The organism is Bradyrhizobium sp. PRIMUS42, assembly GCF_023006515.1.
Taxonomy (GTDB): Bacteria; Pseudomonadota; Alphaproteobacteria; order Rhizobiales; family Xanthobacteraceae; genus Bradyrhizobium.
Genome location: NZ_JALBGZ010000019.1, coordinates 1 through 16,402 on the forward strand (window position 1 = coordinate 1; position 16,402 = coordinate 16,402).

The window sequence follows — 16,402 nt, forward strand, 5'->3', positions numbered from 1 at the left end:
ACCGGCGTTGCCGCGGTCTCGCTGATCGGAGGCGCGCCCTCGGCGCCACCGGTGCCGCTGGACTTCGACGGCGTCCCCGTGCTGACCGCCGACCTCAGCGACGCCGAATCCATCGTCGACACCCTGCACAGCGTCGACCGCACGATCGTCAGCAACGCCCCTGCTATCAAAGACGGCTTGCGCACGTTCGAAAACTACACTGCCGATCTCCGGAGCAAGGGCGGCGAGATCGATTCCGTCATGGCCAAAGTCGACAGCGCCTTCGCAGGCTTCGACAAGGCGGTCACGAAGATCGAGGGCGCCGTGCCCGGCTTCGTCGACGGCAAGGCCGACGAGCTGTACGAGAAGATCAGGGGATTACACGAGCTTGCCGATACCATGAAGAAGAAATCGGCGGGCTATCTCGAAGACATCCGTCGCTCGCTGCTCGATGTCAGCGAAGCCGCCAACAAGATGAGCGGGATGCCAGCAGCACCCGCCGCGGCCCCGCGTCCACCGCGAAAGCCCGAGCAGAAGCCGAAGAAGAAGCAGTGACTCTCGGTCCTCCCTAAAAGGGGAGACATCGCATTTGAACATTCAATAGAGTCGTCATGCCCCTCTCCCTAGAGAAGTGACAACGCCTCACCACGCGTAGCGCACAACGCCTTTGCCGGCGGTGGAGCGCGTGACGTTCGAGAACTCGCCCTCGAAGGTCGCCGAGGCAGACCAGCCATTCATCCAGTTCATCTGCACTGATGCCGTGGTCAGAGCAGAATCGCGCGCCAGAGCAGCGCCGTTCACGACGAAAGCCGATCCCGGCAGCGTCTGGAACACCGCGCCGGCCGTGCGGTCCGGATTGTAATCATGCGCCCAGGCGAGGCGGCCGCGCAGGGTCACTAGGCCGCCAGCCGCGGCAAACGACCTGTCCGCGCGCAGGCCGAGTTCGGTGCGCGTGCTGGTCACGTCCTTGGCGGCATAGTTGAGCGCGAAGACGTTGCTGCCCACCACGGCCGACTCGGCATAGCCCGGAAGGCTGAACAGAGTGGCCTGAAGTGCTGCATAGGGCGTGACGCCGGCCCACTGCATGGCATGGCGATAACCGCCCTCGATGCGGCCCGAGAGGGCGTTGGCGTTGAACTGCGCGCGCAACTGGTCGTAACCGGCAGCCGTCACGACGCGATTGGTCGTGACGTCCTGCCAGCCATAGGCAAGAGCCGCCGTGATGTAGGCCGGCCCGGCCGTATGACGCACGAAGACGCCGGCCTGGAACAGATCTGAGCGGCCCCAACCGAGCCCATTGACGCTGAATCCAGTCCCGCCGCCTGCGAGGGCGAAGCCCGCAACCGTCGACGGCGAGAAGCGGTAATCGAGGCCCACGGCAGTGCCATAGACGCTGCTGGTCGTGTTGTTCGAGCCGAGGCCGGCGTTGCCGTCGGTGGTCTGCGAGCCGCCGTAGCTGGCCGCCCACACATCCCAGCGCTGCTCGAACGTCGCGATCGGCGCCTTGCGGTAGATCGAGGCAAAGGCGTCCCGCGCATTTCTGTCATGTGCGCCCCTGCTGGTCGCAGCATAGACATTCGCGCTCGTGTCGTCGGCATAAGGCATCGCGCCCGGCGCGCCGCTGCGCCCCGAACCGAGCACGTCGGTTAACAGGCTCATGAACAGGTTCATCGCATTGAACGTCGTCTGCTGCGATCCCGTCCCCGGCTCGCCGGAGGCCTGCGTCAGGCCCTGCGGCGTGAGATTCGCGAGCGCGACAGGCAGGCTGCCCGTGGTGTTGAAGATGCGCGTCAGGACGTTGGCGACATTCTGCTGATTGATATTGAGGCCGCCGCCATAGCCCAATGCGAGATCGAGGAAGACGTTGTTGGGATCATAGCTGAGCGCCGCATGCAGGTTCGGCGACAGACCCGTGACCGCCGGATTGAAGGTGTCGGGCAACGTGTTCGCGGTCAGGATCGTGTAATGCTTTGCGATCGTACCGATCGGAACGACCGCGACGGTCGCGCCACTGAGCGTGGAAGTCCCGGTCACGACCGCGATGCCGTTGTTCGCCCCCGACACCTGCACCATGTAAGTTGACGCGCCGGTGAAGTTGAGATCGCCGTTGACGTTGAGCGTGCCGGTCGGAAGCCCTGGCGCCAGAGTGCCGCCATTGACGTTGATGGTGTTGACGTTGCCGACGCCGCCGAAGGTGCCACCCGCGGCAACGGTCACATTGCCGTTGATGGTGCCGGCGAGCAGAAGCGTGCCGCCGAGCACGTTCCAGTCCTGGTTGCCGGTACCGGTCACCGTCCAGGTCGAGCTGTCGACCTTGTTGAAGGTCGTGAAACCGTCATATTGGAGCAGGGGACCGATCAGGCTGAGATCGAATGTGTCCTTGCCTGTGCCGCCGAGCTGGAATGTATCGGTGCCTGCACCAAGCACGAGGCCGTTGATGATGCTGCCGGGCCCGAGCGTCAGCGTGTTCGGGCCGCAGTTGCAGAACTCGATCGCGGCGAGGCCGGTCGCGGCGTTGATGGTTCCCGAGTTGAACACGCTGCCGCCGCCATCCACGCTGATGCCGACACCGTTGGCCCCGACGGTGATGGTGCCGGTATTGACGACCTGATTGGTGGTCGAGGACGTGAACACGGAGATACCGATGCCTGAGGCGCCGACGGAGATCGTGCCGCCGTTGGTGATGACGTTGTCGTCGCCGAACACCGCAATGCCCGAGGTGAAATCGCCAGCCGTGATCCGGCCGTTGTTGGTGATCGTGGAGGACGAGCCGGAAAAACCAATGCCGAAACTTCCTCCCAGACCGACGTCGATCGTTCCGTTCTGGATGATGACGGCCCGATCACCTTGCACTGAAATGCCCGCCGCCCCGCTGTCGCCGACCGTGATCGAACCGCCATTGGTCACCCTGGCGTCGTCGCCCGTGACTGCAATGCCGACGCCGACATCGGTTGCCTTGATGTCGCCGAAATTGTTCGCGGTTTGAAAGTCACCTTGCATGAAGATGCCGGCGGCATTCTGCCCGACCGAGATCCTGCCGGTGGCCGTGTTGGTGACCGTGTTGTTGTCACTGATCGCGATAATGCCGCCGGAGAAGCCCGTGGAATCGCCAACCGTGATCGCGCCTGCATTGGTCACGGTCGCGCCGCCGAACGACGCGTAGATTCCGATCGCATCATCGAGGCCGGTGATCGTGCCCGTCACGGCATTGGTGATCGTGTTGTTCTGGACCGCGAAGATGCCCGCGCCCTGCGCGCCGACCGAGAGCGCACCGCTGTTGGTGACGGTGTTGTTATCGCCGACCCGGATCGCGGCGCCGCCGTCCCCGGCGGTGATCGTCCCGGCATTGGCGATGATGTTGTGATCGAGCCCGAAGATGCCGAAGCCGTTGCCGAGCACCGTGATGGTGCCGTTGTTGGTCACGGTATTCGAATTGCCGACGCCGATGCCGATCAGGCCCGAGGCCGCCGACAGCGTTCCGTTGTTGGTGACGGCGCTGGAATCGTTGACGCCGATCGAGACCGTGCCGTTGTCGTTCACGGTCGCGCCCGACAGCACGTTGACGGTGAGGCTGTCGACGCCGGCGCCGGCCTGGAATCCGTTGGCATCGTCGCTACAGGTGACGGTCTGGCCGCTCGCGGCAGGATCGGGGACGCACTGCGCGCTGGCCGATGTCGTCGAAAGGCCAAGGCCGAACACAATCGTCAGGATTGCCGACGCGCCGACGGATGGAACGGCGGCGCCGCCCCGGCGCAGGCGCCCCTGCCGCCTCCATAGCCCCTCGCCCCTCACGTCACACTTTCCCCATTCCCGCAGTCCGCCGGGAACTTAGGCCATAAGGATGCCCCGTAAAACTACGCTCCGCCGGAATGTGTCTCTTTGGCGCACAACCAAAGCAGAATCCCGCGGCCATGTTGCAACCGCGCCACGGTTTCCAAGCGCAAAGCTCCCATTTTGCGCATGATGCGGCTCACGCCTCAATAATTGGAGGGGGCCGCCCCATTCGGGATGCCGTCGATCGGGCATTCGTCGGTCCCCGGCGTCGAACGGGTCATCGCCTCGACCATGTCGCGCGTGCCTTCGGGATCTTTGATCCAGTTTTTGTAGAAATCATAGGGGCAGGCCGCGACGCCGCGCGGGCTCTCGCCGGAATTGATCATGCCGGTGTAGCCGCGGTGGACCAGCTTGTAGAGATGGTTCTGTGACTGGCCGTTGCGGCGCGCGTCGCGGATCAGATGCTTTGAGAGCTGCGCGTACTGGATGCCGTAATCCTCCTCGCCGCACTCGCCGAGCGTGCGGCCGTCAAAGCCGATGATCGCGGAGTGCCCAAAATAGGAATAGACGCCATCGAAACCGGCGGCATTGGCGACCGCGACATAGACGTTGTTGGCCCACGCCATGGCCTTGGAGATCAGAACCTGCTGCTCCTTGGCCGGGTACATGTAGCCCTGGCAGCGCACGATCAGCTCGGCGCCCTTCATGGCGCAATCACGCCAGATCTCCGGAAAATTTCCGTCGTCGCAGATGATCAGGCTGACCTTCATGCCCTTCGGGCCGTCGGAGACATAGGTACAATTGCCGGGATACCAGCCCTCGATCGGCACCCACGGCATGATCTTGCGGTACTTCTGGACGATCTCGCCCTTGTCGTTCATCAGGATCAGGGTGTTGTAGGGCGCCTTGTGGGGGTGCTCCTCATGGCGCTCGCCGGTCAGCGAGAACACGCCCCACACTTTCGCCTTGCGACAGGCCTCGGCGAAAATCGCAGTCTCTTCACCGGGCACTGAGCACGCCGTCTCATACATCTCCTTGGAGTCGTACATGATGCCCTGGGTGGAATATTCCGGGAAGATCACCAGATCCATGCCGGGCAGACCGGCCTTCATGCCCACCAGCATGTCGGCGATCTTGCGGGCGTTGTCGAGCACCTCGGCCTTGGTGTGCAGGCGGGGCATCTTGTAATTGACGACTGCGACGCCGACCGTGTCGTTGCTGCTAGAAATGTCGCCGTGAAGCATTTGGGCCGCTCCTGTCTTTTGTTCGTTTGAGGTCTTCGCCAGCGTTAGTGGCTGATCATCCACGGCCGCGCCGTCGGAAAGCCCTTGGCACCGCTCTTGGCCTTGGTCATCAGCCGTGCGGGCTTTTTCCTATCCGCCGAGCCCTTGTCCTTGACTGTCTTCCCCGACGCGCAGCACCCGCAGCCCGGACCGTGCGAGGCCTTGTACTGCGCGAGCGTCTGCGGCGCATGCGAGCTCCGCTCGTTGACGGCGTGCGCCTTGCGCTTGTCCGCCGGCATGCAGAAGAAATTCGGTGCGGTCAGGATCACCCGCGGCGCCATAGTCTCGCAATGCGGACAGCTTTGCGGATCGTCGCATTCCGCCATCGGGCGAAGATCCTTGAAGGGGCCGCAGTCGTCACAGAGATATTCGTAGACCGGCATCGCATCATCCCTCATGCGTGTTCAACACAACTCGCTGCCACGATTCGTGTGGAGACAGCCCCTCTCCCCGTAAGAACGGGGAGAGGGAGCGCAGCGATTATTTGTCCGGTGAGATCGGCATCTGGATATCGCCGGTGATGTGCTTGATGGGGCCAGCCGCCGACGGCATCACGTCGAAGTCGAAGATCTCGGTCGGCAGCCATAGCGTGGCGCAGGCATTGGGGACGTCGACCACACCGGAGATGTGGCCCTGGCACGGCGCGGTACCGAGGATCGAATAGGCCTGGGCGCCGGAGTAGCCGAACTTCTTCAGATACTCGATCGCATTGAGGCAGGCCTGCCGATAGGCGATGTGGACGTCAAGATAATGCTGCTTGCCGGCCTCATCGACCGAGATGCCCTCGAAAATCAGATAGTCCTTGTAGTTCGGCGTGATCGGCGATGGCTTGAAGATCGGATTCTTGATGCCGTATTTGGCCATGCCATCCTTGATCACCTCGACCTTGAGATGCAGCCAGCCGGCCATTTCGATGGCGCCGCAGAAGGTGATCTCGCCGTCGCCTTGGCTGAAGTGCAGATCGCCCATCGAGAGGCCCGCGCCGGGAACGTAGACCGGGAAGTAGATCTTCGAGCCGCGCGAGAGGTCCTTGATGTCGCAATTGCCGCCATGCTCGCGCGGCGGAACGGTGCGCGCACCTTCTGCGCCGATCTTGGCCTTCACGTCGCCCTTGGCGCGACCGCCATGAGCGGTCGGCGCGAATGGCGGATTGGCAAGACCCGGCACGCGAGTCGGGTTGGTCGAGATCAGCTCGGCCTCGCGCTTGTTCCAGGTATCCAGCATCTTGGGATCGGGCAGACAGCCGATCAGGCCGGGATGGATCAGGCCGGCAAAGTTCACGCCGGGCACGTGGCGCGACGAGGTATAGAGGCCCTTGATGTCCCAGATCGACTTCTGCGCCAGTGGGAAATGGTCGGTGAGGAAGCCGCCGCCGTTCTGCTTCGAGAAGAAGCCGTTGAAGCCCCACAGGCTCTCTTTCATCGGGCCGACGTCGAGCAGATCGACCACCAGGAGATCACCGGGCTCGGCGCCCTTGACACCGATCGGGCCGGACAGGAAGTGCACGATCGACAGATCGATGTCGCGCACGTCATCGGCGGAATCGTTGTTCTTGATGAAGCCGCCGGTCCAGTCATAGGTCTCGATGATGAAATCGTCGCCGGGATTGACCCACGCCACGATCGGGATGTCGGGGTGCCAGCGGTTGTGCACCATGTCATTATCGTAAGCCGACTTGGTGAGATCGACCTTGATCAGTGTCTCTGGCATCGAGATGCTCCCCTTTTACACGGTTGGTTAGACGGACAGATATTTCGAGACCTGCGCGGCATCGACGGCCTCGCGCGGATCGTCGCGCACGATCTCGCCGTTCTCGATCACCAGCACGCGGTCGGCGATTTCGAGCGCAAAGCTCAGAACCTGCTCGGACACGACGATCGAGAGGCCCTTCTCGTCGCGAATTCGCTTCAGCGTGCGCGCCATGTCCTTGATGATCGACGGCTGGATGCCTTCGGTCGGCTCGTCCAGCAACAGCACCTTGGGCTTGGTCGCGAGCGCGCGGGCGATGGCGAGTTGCTGCTGCTGGCCGCCGGAAAGATTGCCGCCGCGGCGGCCCTTCATCTCCAGCAGCACGGGAAAGAGTTCGTAGATATCGCCCGGCACCTCGGATCCGCCGGAGACGACGAGGCCGGTCTCGATGTTCTCCTTCACCGTCATGGTCGAAAAGATCATGCGCCCCTGCGGCACGTAAGCGAGGCCCTTGGCGACACGCTCAAAACTCTTGAGGCTACCGAGCTCGGCGCCGTCCATGGTCACCGAACCGCTTTTCGCCGGCAGGATGCCCATCAGCGACTTCATCAGCGTGGTCTTGCCCATGCCGTTTCGGCCCATGATCGCCACGATCTCGTTGGGCGCGACCTTGACGTTGAGTCCGTGCAGCACCTCGCTCTGGCCGTAGGCGACGTGGAGATCTGAGATTGCCAGCATCAGCGTGCTCCTTAATGGCCGAGGTACACTTCGATGACCTTGGGGTCGTTCTTGACCTTCTCCATGGTCCCTTCCGAGAGGATCTGGCCCTGGTGCAGCACGGTGACCTTGTGGGCGATGTCCTCGACGAACTTCATGTCGTGCTCGATCACCAGCACCGAGCGATTCTTGATGATGCGGTTGAGGAGCTCGGCGGTCTTGGCGCGCTCGGACACGCTCATGCCGGCGACCGGCTCGTCCAGCATCAGGAGGTCCGGATCCTGGATCAGCAGCATGCCGATCTCGAGCCACTGCTTCTGGCCGTGGCTGAGCTCGTCGGCATAGGTGTTGAGCTTGTCCTTGAGGAAGATCATCTCGGCGACCTCGGCGACCCGCTCCTTCACGAGCTGGTCGCGCTGAAAGGTCAGCGAGCCGAACACGGTGCGACCGCGCGGAAACGAGATCTCGAGATTTTCGAAGACGGTGAGGTCTTCGAACACCGACGGCGTCTGGAACTTGCGCCCGACGCCGGTTTGCACGATTTGGTTCTCCTTCATCTTCGTGAGCTCCTTGCCACGAAACTGAATCGAGCCAGAGGTCGCCTTTGTCTTGCCGCAGATCAGGTCGAGCACCGTGGTCTTTCCGGCACCGTTGGGACCGATGATGACGCGGATCTCATTCTCCTCGACGTAAAAGGAGAGATCATTGACCGCCTTGAACCCGTCGAACGAGACCGTCAGTCCGGAGACAGCGAGCAGGAATTCCTTGGGCTGATGACCGACGAGCATGATCTATCTCCTCACTCTGCCGGCGCGCCGTCGGCGACCGAGTTGTCTTTCCAGTCCGGTTTCGACTTGCGCGAGGCGAACAGCCAATCGATGCGTGGCTGCACATAGTCAGCCCAGAGCCCGGACAGCCCGTTCGGGAAGGCGAGGACGACTGCGATGAACAGCGCGCCGAGACCGAACAGCCAGAGCTGCGGGAAGGATTCCGACAGGCTGGTCTTGGCAAAATTCACTAGGAGGGCGCCCCATATCGCACCGAAGATCGACATCCGTCCGCCGACCGCGGTGTAGATCACCATCTCGATCGACGGCACGATGCCGACAAAGGACGGCGACATGAAACCGACATTGAGCGCGAACATGGCGCCGCCGATTGCGGCGAAGACCGCGGCCATGCAGAAGGCGAAGATCTTGAAGTTGGCAACGCTGTAGCCGGAGAAGCGGACGCGGTCCTCCTGTTCGCGCATCGCCACCAGGATGCGGCCGAGCTTGGTCAGGCGGATGAACTGCGCGATGCCGATGCAGGCGAACAGCAGCACCACCTCGACGAAGTACAGGATGACCTTGGCGTGGTCGGGCCGGATGTCCCAACCTTTGAGCGTGCGCAGGTCGGTCATGCCGTTGATGCCGCCGGTATAGCCCTGTTGTCCGACGATCAGGATGGTGAGGATGGCGGCAACAGCCTGGGTGATGATCGCGAAATAGGTGCCGCCGACACGGCGCTTGAACATCGCGGCACCGATGATCAGGGCGAAGACGCCGGGGACCAGAATGATGGCGAGGATGGTGAAGGTGAGGCTGTGAAACGGCTGCCAGAACAGCGGCAGCGACGTGATCTGATTCCAGTCCATGAAATCGGGGATGCCTGGTGTCGACTGGATCTTCGTGTTCTCGACACTCGAGGCCTCGAGCTTGAGGAACATCGCCATGCAATAGCCACCGAGGCCGAAGAACACACCCTGCCCCAGGCTCAAGATGCCGCCATAGCCCCAGCACAACACGAGGCCGAGCGCGACAAAGGCGTAGGTCAGGTATTTGGCGACTAGGTTGAGGCGGAATACATCCAGCGTCAGCGGCAGGATCACGAACAGCACGGCGGCCAGGGCAATGAAGCCCATCAGTTCGGATCGGTTGAAGAAGCGTGAGTTGATCATGACTTGCCTGCTTCTTGTTATTTGCGGACCTTGAGGGCGAAGAGACCCTGCGGGCGCAGCATCAGGATTCCGACAACGGCAAGCAGCGTCAGCACCTTGGCCATCGAACCCGACATGAAGAACTCGAGCGTCGATTGCGTCTGAGAGATCGAGAAGGCCGAGGCGATGGTACCGAGCAGGCTGGCGGCGCCGCCAAAGACGACCACCAGGAACGTATCGACGATGTAAAGCTGTCCGGAGGTCGGTCCGGTCGAGCCGATCATGGTGAAGGCGCTGCCGGCGATGCCGGCAATGCCGCAACCGAGCCCGAACGTGTAGCGGTCGACCTTTTCGGTGTTGATGCCGACGGCGCCGGCCATGATGCGGTTCTGCACGACAGCGCGCACCTGGCGGCCCCAACGCGATTTGTACATCACGTAGGCGACCGAGATGGTGATCAGAACAGTGAGGCACATCACAAAGACGCCGTTGATCGGCACTTCGATGCTCTCAGTGACGTGCAGCGAGCCCAGCATCCATTGCGGCAGCTCGACGCCGACTTCGCGTGCGCCGAACACGGAGCGATAGGCCTGCTGCAGCATCAGGCTGAGGCCCCAGGTGGCGAGCAGCGTGTCGAGCGGCCGCTTGTACAGATGCCGTATCAGCGCCCATTCCACCAGCATTCCCAACGCACCGGATGCGACAAAGGCCAGGATCATCGCAAGGAAGAAGTAGCCGCTGAACAGGCTCGGCAAATAGGCCTGGAACAGATTTGAGGTCATCCAGGTGACGTAGGCCCCGAGGATCATGAACTCGCCATGGGCCATGTTGATGACGCCCATCTGGCCGAAGATGATGGCAAGCCCGAGCGCCATCAGGACATAGACCGAGAACAGGATCAGTCCTGCAAAACCCTGCATGACGAAGATCGAGCCGAGATCACCAAGCGAGTAGTCGCCGAACATCGATGTCCTCCGTCAGGGAAAGGGTCCCGCGTCGCGAGCAGGTTCGCGACGCGGGGGTCTTGGGCGTGGATTTGCGGTCCACGCCAGGGAGCGGCTTGGTTTTCAGGTCAGCTGCGGCAATCGCCTCGACTTACTGGTAGCCCTTGGGGAACGGATCCGGCTCGACGAGATCGGCGGTCTCGTAGATCAGCTCGAACTGGCCATCGAGCTTGGCGCGCCCCACCCGGGTCTTCGACCAGAGGTGATGGTTCTCGTGGATGCGCACATAGCCTTCCGGCGCACCCTTGAACTCGACGCCCGGCGAGGCCGCCGCGATCTTGTCGACGTCGAAGGAGCCGGCCTTCTCCACCGTCAATTTCCACAGCCACGGGCCGAGATAGGCAGCCTGGGTGACGTCTCCGATCACCGTCTTCTCGCCCCACATCTTCTTGAATGCCGACGAGAAGGCCTTGTTGTTCGCATTGTCGAGCGATTGGAAGTACTTCATGCAGGCATAGGCGCCCGCGATGTTCTCGCCGCCGATGCCGTCGATCTCGTCTTCGGTCACCGAGATTGTCAGCAGCGCCTGCTTGGAGAGGTCGATACCGGCGGCCTTGAGCTGCTTGTAGAACGCGACGTTCGATCCGCCGACGACGTCGGTGAAGATCACGTCGGGCTTGGTCAGCTTGATCTTGTTGATGACCGAGTTGAATTGCGTCGAGCCGAGCGCGTAGTACTCCTCGCCGACGACCTTGCCCTTCAGCACGTTCTCGACGTGCTTGCGCGCGATCTTGTTCGAGGTGCGAGGCCAGATGTAGTCGGAGCCGATGAAGAAGAAGGTCTTGGCGCCCTTCTCCTTGGCGATCCAGTTCAGGCCGGCGAGGATCTGCTGGGTCGCTTCCTGACCGGTGTAGATGACGTTCTTGGACTGCTCGAGGCCTTCGTAGAAGGTCGGGTAGTAGAGCATGCCGTTATACTGCTCCATGACCGGCAGCACGGCCTTGCGCGAGGCTGAGGTCCAGCAGCCCATGATCGCCGCGACCTTGTCGTTGACCAGCAGCTTCTTGGCCTTTTCCGCGAAGGTCGGCCAGTCGGAGGCGCCGTCTTCCTGGATGAACTTGATCTTGCGCCCGAGCACGCCGCCGGCCGCGTTGATCTGCTCGATGGCGAGCTTTTCAGCCTCGATCGAGCCGGTCTCGGAGATGGCCATGGTGCCGGTGGCCGAATGCAGGATGCCGACCGTGACCTCGGTGTCAGTAACCGCGAGACCCGTCGTGTTGACCGCCGAGGTTGCCGGGGCCTGCGCAAAAGATGCCCGCGGCAGCATCGTGATAACAGGCACGGCGGCCATTCCCATCAATAATTTGCGCCGGAGCGGCGACAACAGGCCCTTGTTTTCTTCGTCCGACATGAGCACCCCACTTTTGTTCGAGAACACGCGATTGGTGCCGTGAGGATGGCTCGAATTTATGCAGCGCAAGCATACGCAAGATCGCGTATACTGCACCGCAAAATGCCGACGTAGGCTTTTGGTACGGAATTTGCGAGGGCTCGAGGTCCGTATCGGGAGTGGGGTAAAGAGTGGCAGGGCGGCAGCGAATAGACCGCGTCAGGCGCCAGTACAACCAATGGGTTGCCAACCAGACGCTGGAGGACTACGCGCTGCGCTTCACGGCGAAGAGCGCGCGTCGCTGGTCCGCCGCCCGCGTCGCCAACACGGCGCTGGGCGCGATCTCGTTCCTGGCGATGGAGGCGATCGGCGGCACCATCACCCTGAACTACGGCGTCACCAACGCGACCGCCGCCATCCTGGTGGTCTCGACCATCATCTTCTGCTGTGGCGTGCCGATCGCCTATTATGCCGCCAAATGCGGCATTGACATCGACCTGCTGACGCGGGGCGCCGGCTTCGGCTACATCGGCTCCACCGTCACCTCGCTGATCTACGCGTCCTTCACCTTCATCTTCTTTGCGATCGAAGCCGTGATCCTGGCGTCCGCGCTCGAGATGTGCTTCGGGATTCCGCGGCCGATCGGCTATCTCATCAGCGCCGTCGTCATCATCCCATTGGTGGCCTACGGCATCACGCTGATCAGCCGCTTCCAATTGTGGACGCAGCCCCTCTGGATCGTGCTCCACATCATTCCGTTCGCGGCGATCGCCTGGCACAACCCGCACTCCTTTACGGAGTGGCGCAAGTTCTCGGGCGAGCACGGCGATCTCAACGGGCATTTCGACCTGCTGCTGTTCGGAGTCGCGGCCTCGGTGGTGTTTTCGCTGGTGGCGCAGATCGGCGAACAGGTCGACTTCCTGCGCTTCCTGCCGCGCGACCGCCGCGCCTCCAGGGCCTCCTGGTGGATGGCGCTGATGAGCGCGGGACCGGGCTGGATCGTGCTCGGCGCGCTGAAACTTCTGGCCGGCTCGTTCCTCGCCTTCTTCGCGCTCAGCCACGGGGTGCCGCCCGAGGAGGCCGCCGAGCCCGCGCATATGTATCTCGAAGCGTTCCGCTACGTGCTGTCGCAGCCTGACCTCGCGCTGGCCTTGACCGGCACGTTCGTGATCCTGTCCCAAGTGAAGATCAATGTCACCAACGCCTATGCCGGCTCGATCGCGTGGTCGAACTTCTTCTCGCGCCTGACTCACAGCCATCCCGGCCGTGTCGTCTGGCTGGTCTTCAACGTCATCGTGGCGCTGCTGTTGATGGAGATCGGCGTCTACAAGGCCCTGGAGCAGACGCTGGCGCTCTATTCGAACGTCGCGATCGCCTGGGTCGGCGCGCTGGTCGCCGATCTCATCGTCAACAAGCCGCTTGGACTGCGGCCACAGCAGATTGAATTCAAGCGCGCGCATCTCTACGACGTGAATCCGGTGGGCGTGGGCGCGATGACGATCGCGACCATCGTCTCCATCAGCGCGTTCTACGGCCTGTTCGGACCTGTCGCGAAGGCGCTGTCAGCCTTCATCGCGCTCGCGGTCGCCTTTATCGCCGCACCGTTGATCGCCTGGGCCACGGGCGGCAAATACTACATTGCACGCAAGCCGAAGCGGAGCTGGCAGAACGTCGAATCGATCCAGTGCTGTATCTGCGAGCACGCGTTCGAGCCGGAGGACATGGCCTCCTGCCCCGCTTACGCCGGGCCGATTTGCTCCTTGTGCTGTTCGCTCGACGCCCGCTGCCACGATCTCTGCAAGCCGCACGCGCGGATCCAGGCGCAGGTATCGGAGACGCTGGGCAAGTTGATGCCCCAGCCGATCTACGCGCGGATCAACTCGCAACTCGGCCATTATGTCGGTGTGTTCGTGGTCTCCGCCGGCCTCGTCGCGCTGGTGCTGGGCCTGATCTATCTGCAGACCTCGGCGAGCGTGCACGGCGAGAACACGCTCGTCTCCGACGTGCTCTGGAAGGTGTTCTTCTCGCTCAGCATCATCATCGGCGTGGTGGCCTGGCTGTTCGTGCTGGCGCAGCAGAGCCGCCGCGCGGCCGAAGCCGAGACGCGGCGACAGACCACGCTGCTGATCCAGGAGATCGACGCCCACAAGCGCACCGACGCTGAGCTCCAGCGTGCCAAGGAGGTCGCCGAATCCGCAAACCTCGCCAAGAGCCGCTACGTGGTCGGCCTGAGCCACGAGCTGCGCTCGCCGCTGAATGCGATCAGCGGCTATGCGCAACTCCTCGAGCAGGACGCGACACTGAGCACCAAGCCGCGCGACCAGGTCCGCGTCGTCCGCCGCAGCGCCGACCACCTCTCCGGTCTGATCGACGGCATTCTGGACATCTCCAAGATCGAGGCGGGGCGGCTGTATCTGTCGCGCGATGAGGTACGCCTCAGCGAATTTCTCGACCAGCTCGTCGGCATGTTCCGGCTTCAGGCCGCCGCCAAGGGCATCGACTTCGTGTTCCGGCGGCCTCCGCATTTGCCGGTCGTGGTCTATGCCGACGAGAAGCGGCTGCGTCAGGTGCTGATCAATTTGCTCTCGAACGCCATCAAGTTCACCCAGACCGGCAGTGTGCAGTTCGTGGTGCATTATCGCAGTCCCGTCGCCGAGTTCGAGGTGATCGATACCGGTCCGGGCATCCAGAGCGACGATCTCGAGCGCATCTTCGCGCCCTTCGAGCGCGGTGCGCTCGGTGTCTCGCAGCCGCAGACCGGCACCGGGCTCGGCCTGACCATCAGCCGCCTACTCGCCGGCGTGATGGGCGGCGATATCAAGGTCTTGAGCAAGGTCGGCTCCGGCAGCACGTTCAAGGTCAAGATCCTGCTGTCGGAGGTGACCAATCCCCAGCGCATCGCGCCAGTGGAGGCCCCGGTCTCCGGCTATCACGGCGCGCGCAAGACCATCCTCATCACCGACGACGATCCCGTTCACCGCGACCTGCTGCGCGAGGTGCTGACGCCGCTCGGCTTCATCCTGCTCAGCGCCCCCGACGGGCCCGGCTGCCTCGCGCTGGCGCAACATTGCCGGCCCGATCTGTTCCTGCTCGATATCTCGATGCCCGCCATGGACGGCTGGGCCGTCGCGGAGGCCTTGCGCGCGGGCGGCCATCACCAGGCGCGCATCCTGATGGTCTCGGCGAGCGCATTGGAGGCTCACGGCACCCCGCTGGCGCAGCCTTTCCACGACGGCTATCTGATGAAGCCGATCGACATCCCGCGGCTGCTGGAGACGATCCGCCAGCTCCTCAAGCTCGAGTGGCAGTACGGCTCAGACGAAATCGCGGTGCCATTCTGGCGGCCGGAGAGCGGATCGAGGCCGCCGGTGCGGCACATCGAGGCGCTGATCGGGCTCGGCCAAATCGGCTACGTCAAGGGTATCCAGTTGAAGCTGGACGAGATCGGCAACGAGCACCCGGAGCATGCCGACTTCGTCGCGCAGATGCGGTCGCTGGTCGACCGCTTCGATCTCGACCAGTACATGAACACATTGAAGACATTGCATGCGCATGAGCATTGAGTCGAAGAAGCGCGACGTCGCGCTCGTTGTGGATGACTCTCCCGAAACGCTTCGGCTGCTGACCGACGCGCTCGATGGCGCCGGCATGACGGTGATGGTGGCGCTCGACGGCGCGGCGGCGATGCGCATCATCGACCAGATCACGCCCGACATCGTCCTGCTTGACGCCGTGATGCCCGGCATCGACGGCTTCGAGACCTGCCGCCGGCTCAAGCGCGATGCGGGTCTTGCCAATGTGCCCGTGATCTTCATGACGGGCCTTGCCGAAACCGAGCATATCGTGCGCGGGCTCGAGGCTGGCGGCGTCGACTACGTGACAAAACCGATCGTGATCGAGGAGATGCTGGCGCGCATCCGCGTCCATCTCGGCAATGCCCGGATGACACAGAGTGCGCGCGCTGCGCTCGACGTTTCCGGCCGCTTCCTGTTCGCGGTCAACCGCCAGGGCGACGTGTTATGGGCGACGCCGCAGGCGCAGAAGCTGATGTCCGACCATCAGGGCGCTCAGGCCGACGACTTCGTCCTGTCGCCATCACTGCTGCAATGGCTGGAGCAGGCCAAGGCCAAAGGGAGCTCGAAGTCTCAGGCGGCCACCTTGCCCGAAAATCCGCAACTCCGGCTTTATTACATGGGCGAAACGGCGCCGAACGAATTTCTGCTGCGGCTCTCCAGGGAGGCCGGCACCGCACCGCCCGTCGAATTCACGAGCGAACTCGGCCTCACCACCCGCGAGGGTGAAGTCTTGGCCTGGCTCAGCAAGGGCAAGACCAACCGCGACATCGCGCAGATCCTGGGTTTGAGCCCGCGCACGGTCGACAAGCATCTGGAGCAGATCTACGCCAAGCTCGGGGTGGAGAACCGGACAGCAGCCGCGGCGATTGCGACGAATGCGACGCGAAGAAATTCGTGAGCTGTTGCAGGTAGGGGCACGCCACTAACCTTGCAAACAGTGTCGTCCCGGACAAGCGAAGCGCAGGTCCGGGACCCAACCACAGGAAGTAGTTTGGCGAAGACTCGGAGTTAACAGCGCGCCTGATAACCACTCCCTGTGGTTATGGGTCCCGGGTTCGCTTCGCGCCCGGGACGACAGCGGAGGATGTGGTGAGCGGTCGCCCCGCACGCTCACACCAACCTCACCCGCGAAC

11 protein-coding genes and 1 pseudogene are annotated in these 16,402 nt (G+C 62.9%); 3 read left to right on the plus strand and 9 right to left on the minus strand.

The annotated features are described in order from the left end of the window. Nucleotides 1-534, plus strand: a pseudogene (locus MOV75_RS03925) (organic solvent ABC transporter substrate-binding protein); the annotation flags it as partial. An 87-nt stretch (nt 535-621) separates the two neighbouring features. Here the strand turns inward: MOV75_RS03925 and MOV75_RS03930 are convergent. From MOV75_RS03930 to urtA, 9 genes are all read right to left on the minus strand, one after another. Next, nucleotides 622-3,771: an autotransporter domain-containing protein gene (locus MOV75_RS03930; RefSeq protein WP_246920151.1), complete on the minus strand. Its 3,150-nt coding sequence runs from the start codon at nt 3,769-3,771 to the stop codon at nt 622-624. 185 nt (nt 3,772-3,956) lie between these two features. Then, a complete protein-coding gene (locus MOV75_RS03935) occupies nt 3,957-4,997 on the minus strand; it encodes an aliphatic amidase (protein ID WP_246920150.1) in 1,041 nt (346 codons plus the stop codon). Nucleotides 4,998-5,041: 44 nt separating this feature from the next. After that, nucleotides 5,042-5,419 carry a zinc ribbon domain-containing protein gene (locus tag MOV75_RS03940; RefSeq protein ID WP_246920148.1) on the minus strand — a complete coding sequence of 126 codons (378 nt, stop codon included), beginning with the start codon at nt 5,417-5,419 and terminating at the stop codon, nt 5,042-5,044. A 97-nt stretch (nt 5,420-5,516) separates the two neighbouring features. After that, nucleotides 5,517-6,746 carry a formamidase gene (gene fmdA / locus MOV75_RS03945; protein WP_246920139.1) on the minus strand — a complete coding sequence of 410 codons (1,230 nt, stop codon included), beginning with the start codon at nt 6,744-6,746 and terminating at the stop codon, nt 5,517-5,519. 27 nt (nt 6,747-6,773) lie between these two features. Beyond that, nucleotides 6,774-7,463 carry an urea ABC transporter ATP-binding subunit UrtE gene (gene urtE / locus MOV75_RS03950; RefSeq protein ID WP_246920136.1) on the minus strand — a complete coding sequence of 230 codons (690 nt, stop codon included), beginning with the start codon at nt 7,461-7,463 and terminating at the stop codon, nt 6,774-6,776. Nucleotides 7,464-7,474: 11 nt separating this feature from the next. Beyond that, nucleotides 7,475-8,230 (minus strand): urea ABC transporter ATP-binding protein UrtD, encoded by a 756-nt coding sequence (urtD, locus tag MOV75_RS03955; RefSeq protein WP_246920131.1) that lies wholly within the window; start codon nt 8,228-8,230, stop codon nt 7,475-7,477. An 11-nt stretch (nt 8,231-8,241) separates the two neighbouring features. After that, on the minus strand, nt 8,242-9,381 hold the full coding sequence (urtC, locus tag MOV75_RS03960; protein ID WP_246920127.1) for an urea ABC transporter permease subunit UrtC: 1,140 nt from the start codon (nt 9,379-9,381) through the stop codon (nt 8,242-8,244). A 17-nt stretch (nt 9,382-9,398) separates the two neighbouring features. Further along, the gene (urtB, locus tag MOV75_RS03965) at nt 9,399-10,325 is read right to left on the minus strand and encodes an urea ABC transporter permease subunit UrtB (RefSeq protein ID WP_246920124.1); all 927 of its coding nucleotides are present in this window, start codon (nt 10,323-10,325) and stop codon (nt 9,399-9,401) included. Nucleotides 10,326-10,455: 130 nt separating this feature from the next. Beyond that, the gene (gene urtA / locus MOV75_RS03970; RefSeq protein ID WP_246920117.1) at nt 10,456-11,715 is read right to left on the minus strand and encodes an urea ABC transporter substrate-binding protein; all 1,260 of its coding nucleotides are present in this window, start codon (nt 11,713-11,715) and stop codon (nt 10,456-10,458) included. Between the two features lie 170 nt (nt 11,716-11,885). Between urtA and MOV75_RS03975 the strand changes: the two genes are divergently transcribed. Together MOV75_RS03975 and MOV75_RS03980 are read left to right on the plus strand one after the other, a co-directional pair. Next, nucleotides 11,886-15,257, plus strand: coding sequence for an ATP-binding protein (locus tag MOV75_RS03975; protein WP_246920113.1), 3,372 nt, complete (start codon nt 11,886-11,888; stop codon nt 15,255-15,257). After that, nucleotides 15,241-16,167, plus strand: coding sequence for a response regulator (locus MOV75_RS03980; RefSeq protein ID WP_246920110.1), 927 nt, complete (start codon nt 15,241-15,243; stop codon nt 16,165-16,167). Before MOV75_RS03975 ends, MOV75_RS03980 begins: the two co-directional genes overlap by 17 nt. The last annotated feature ends 235 nt before the right edge of the window (nt 16,168-16,402 follow it).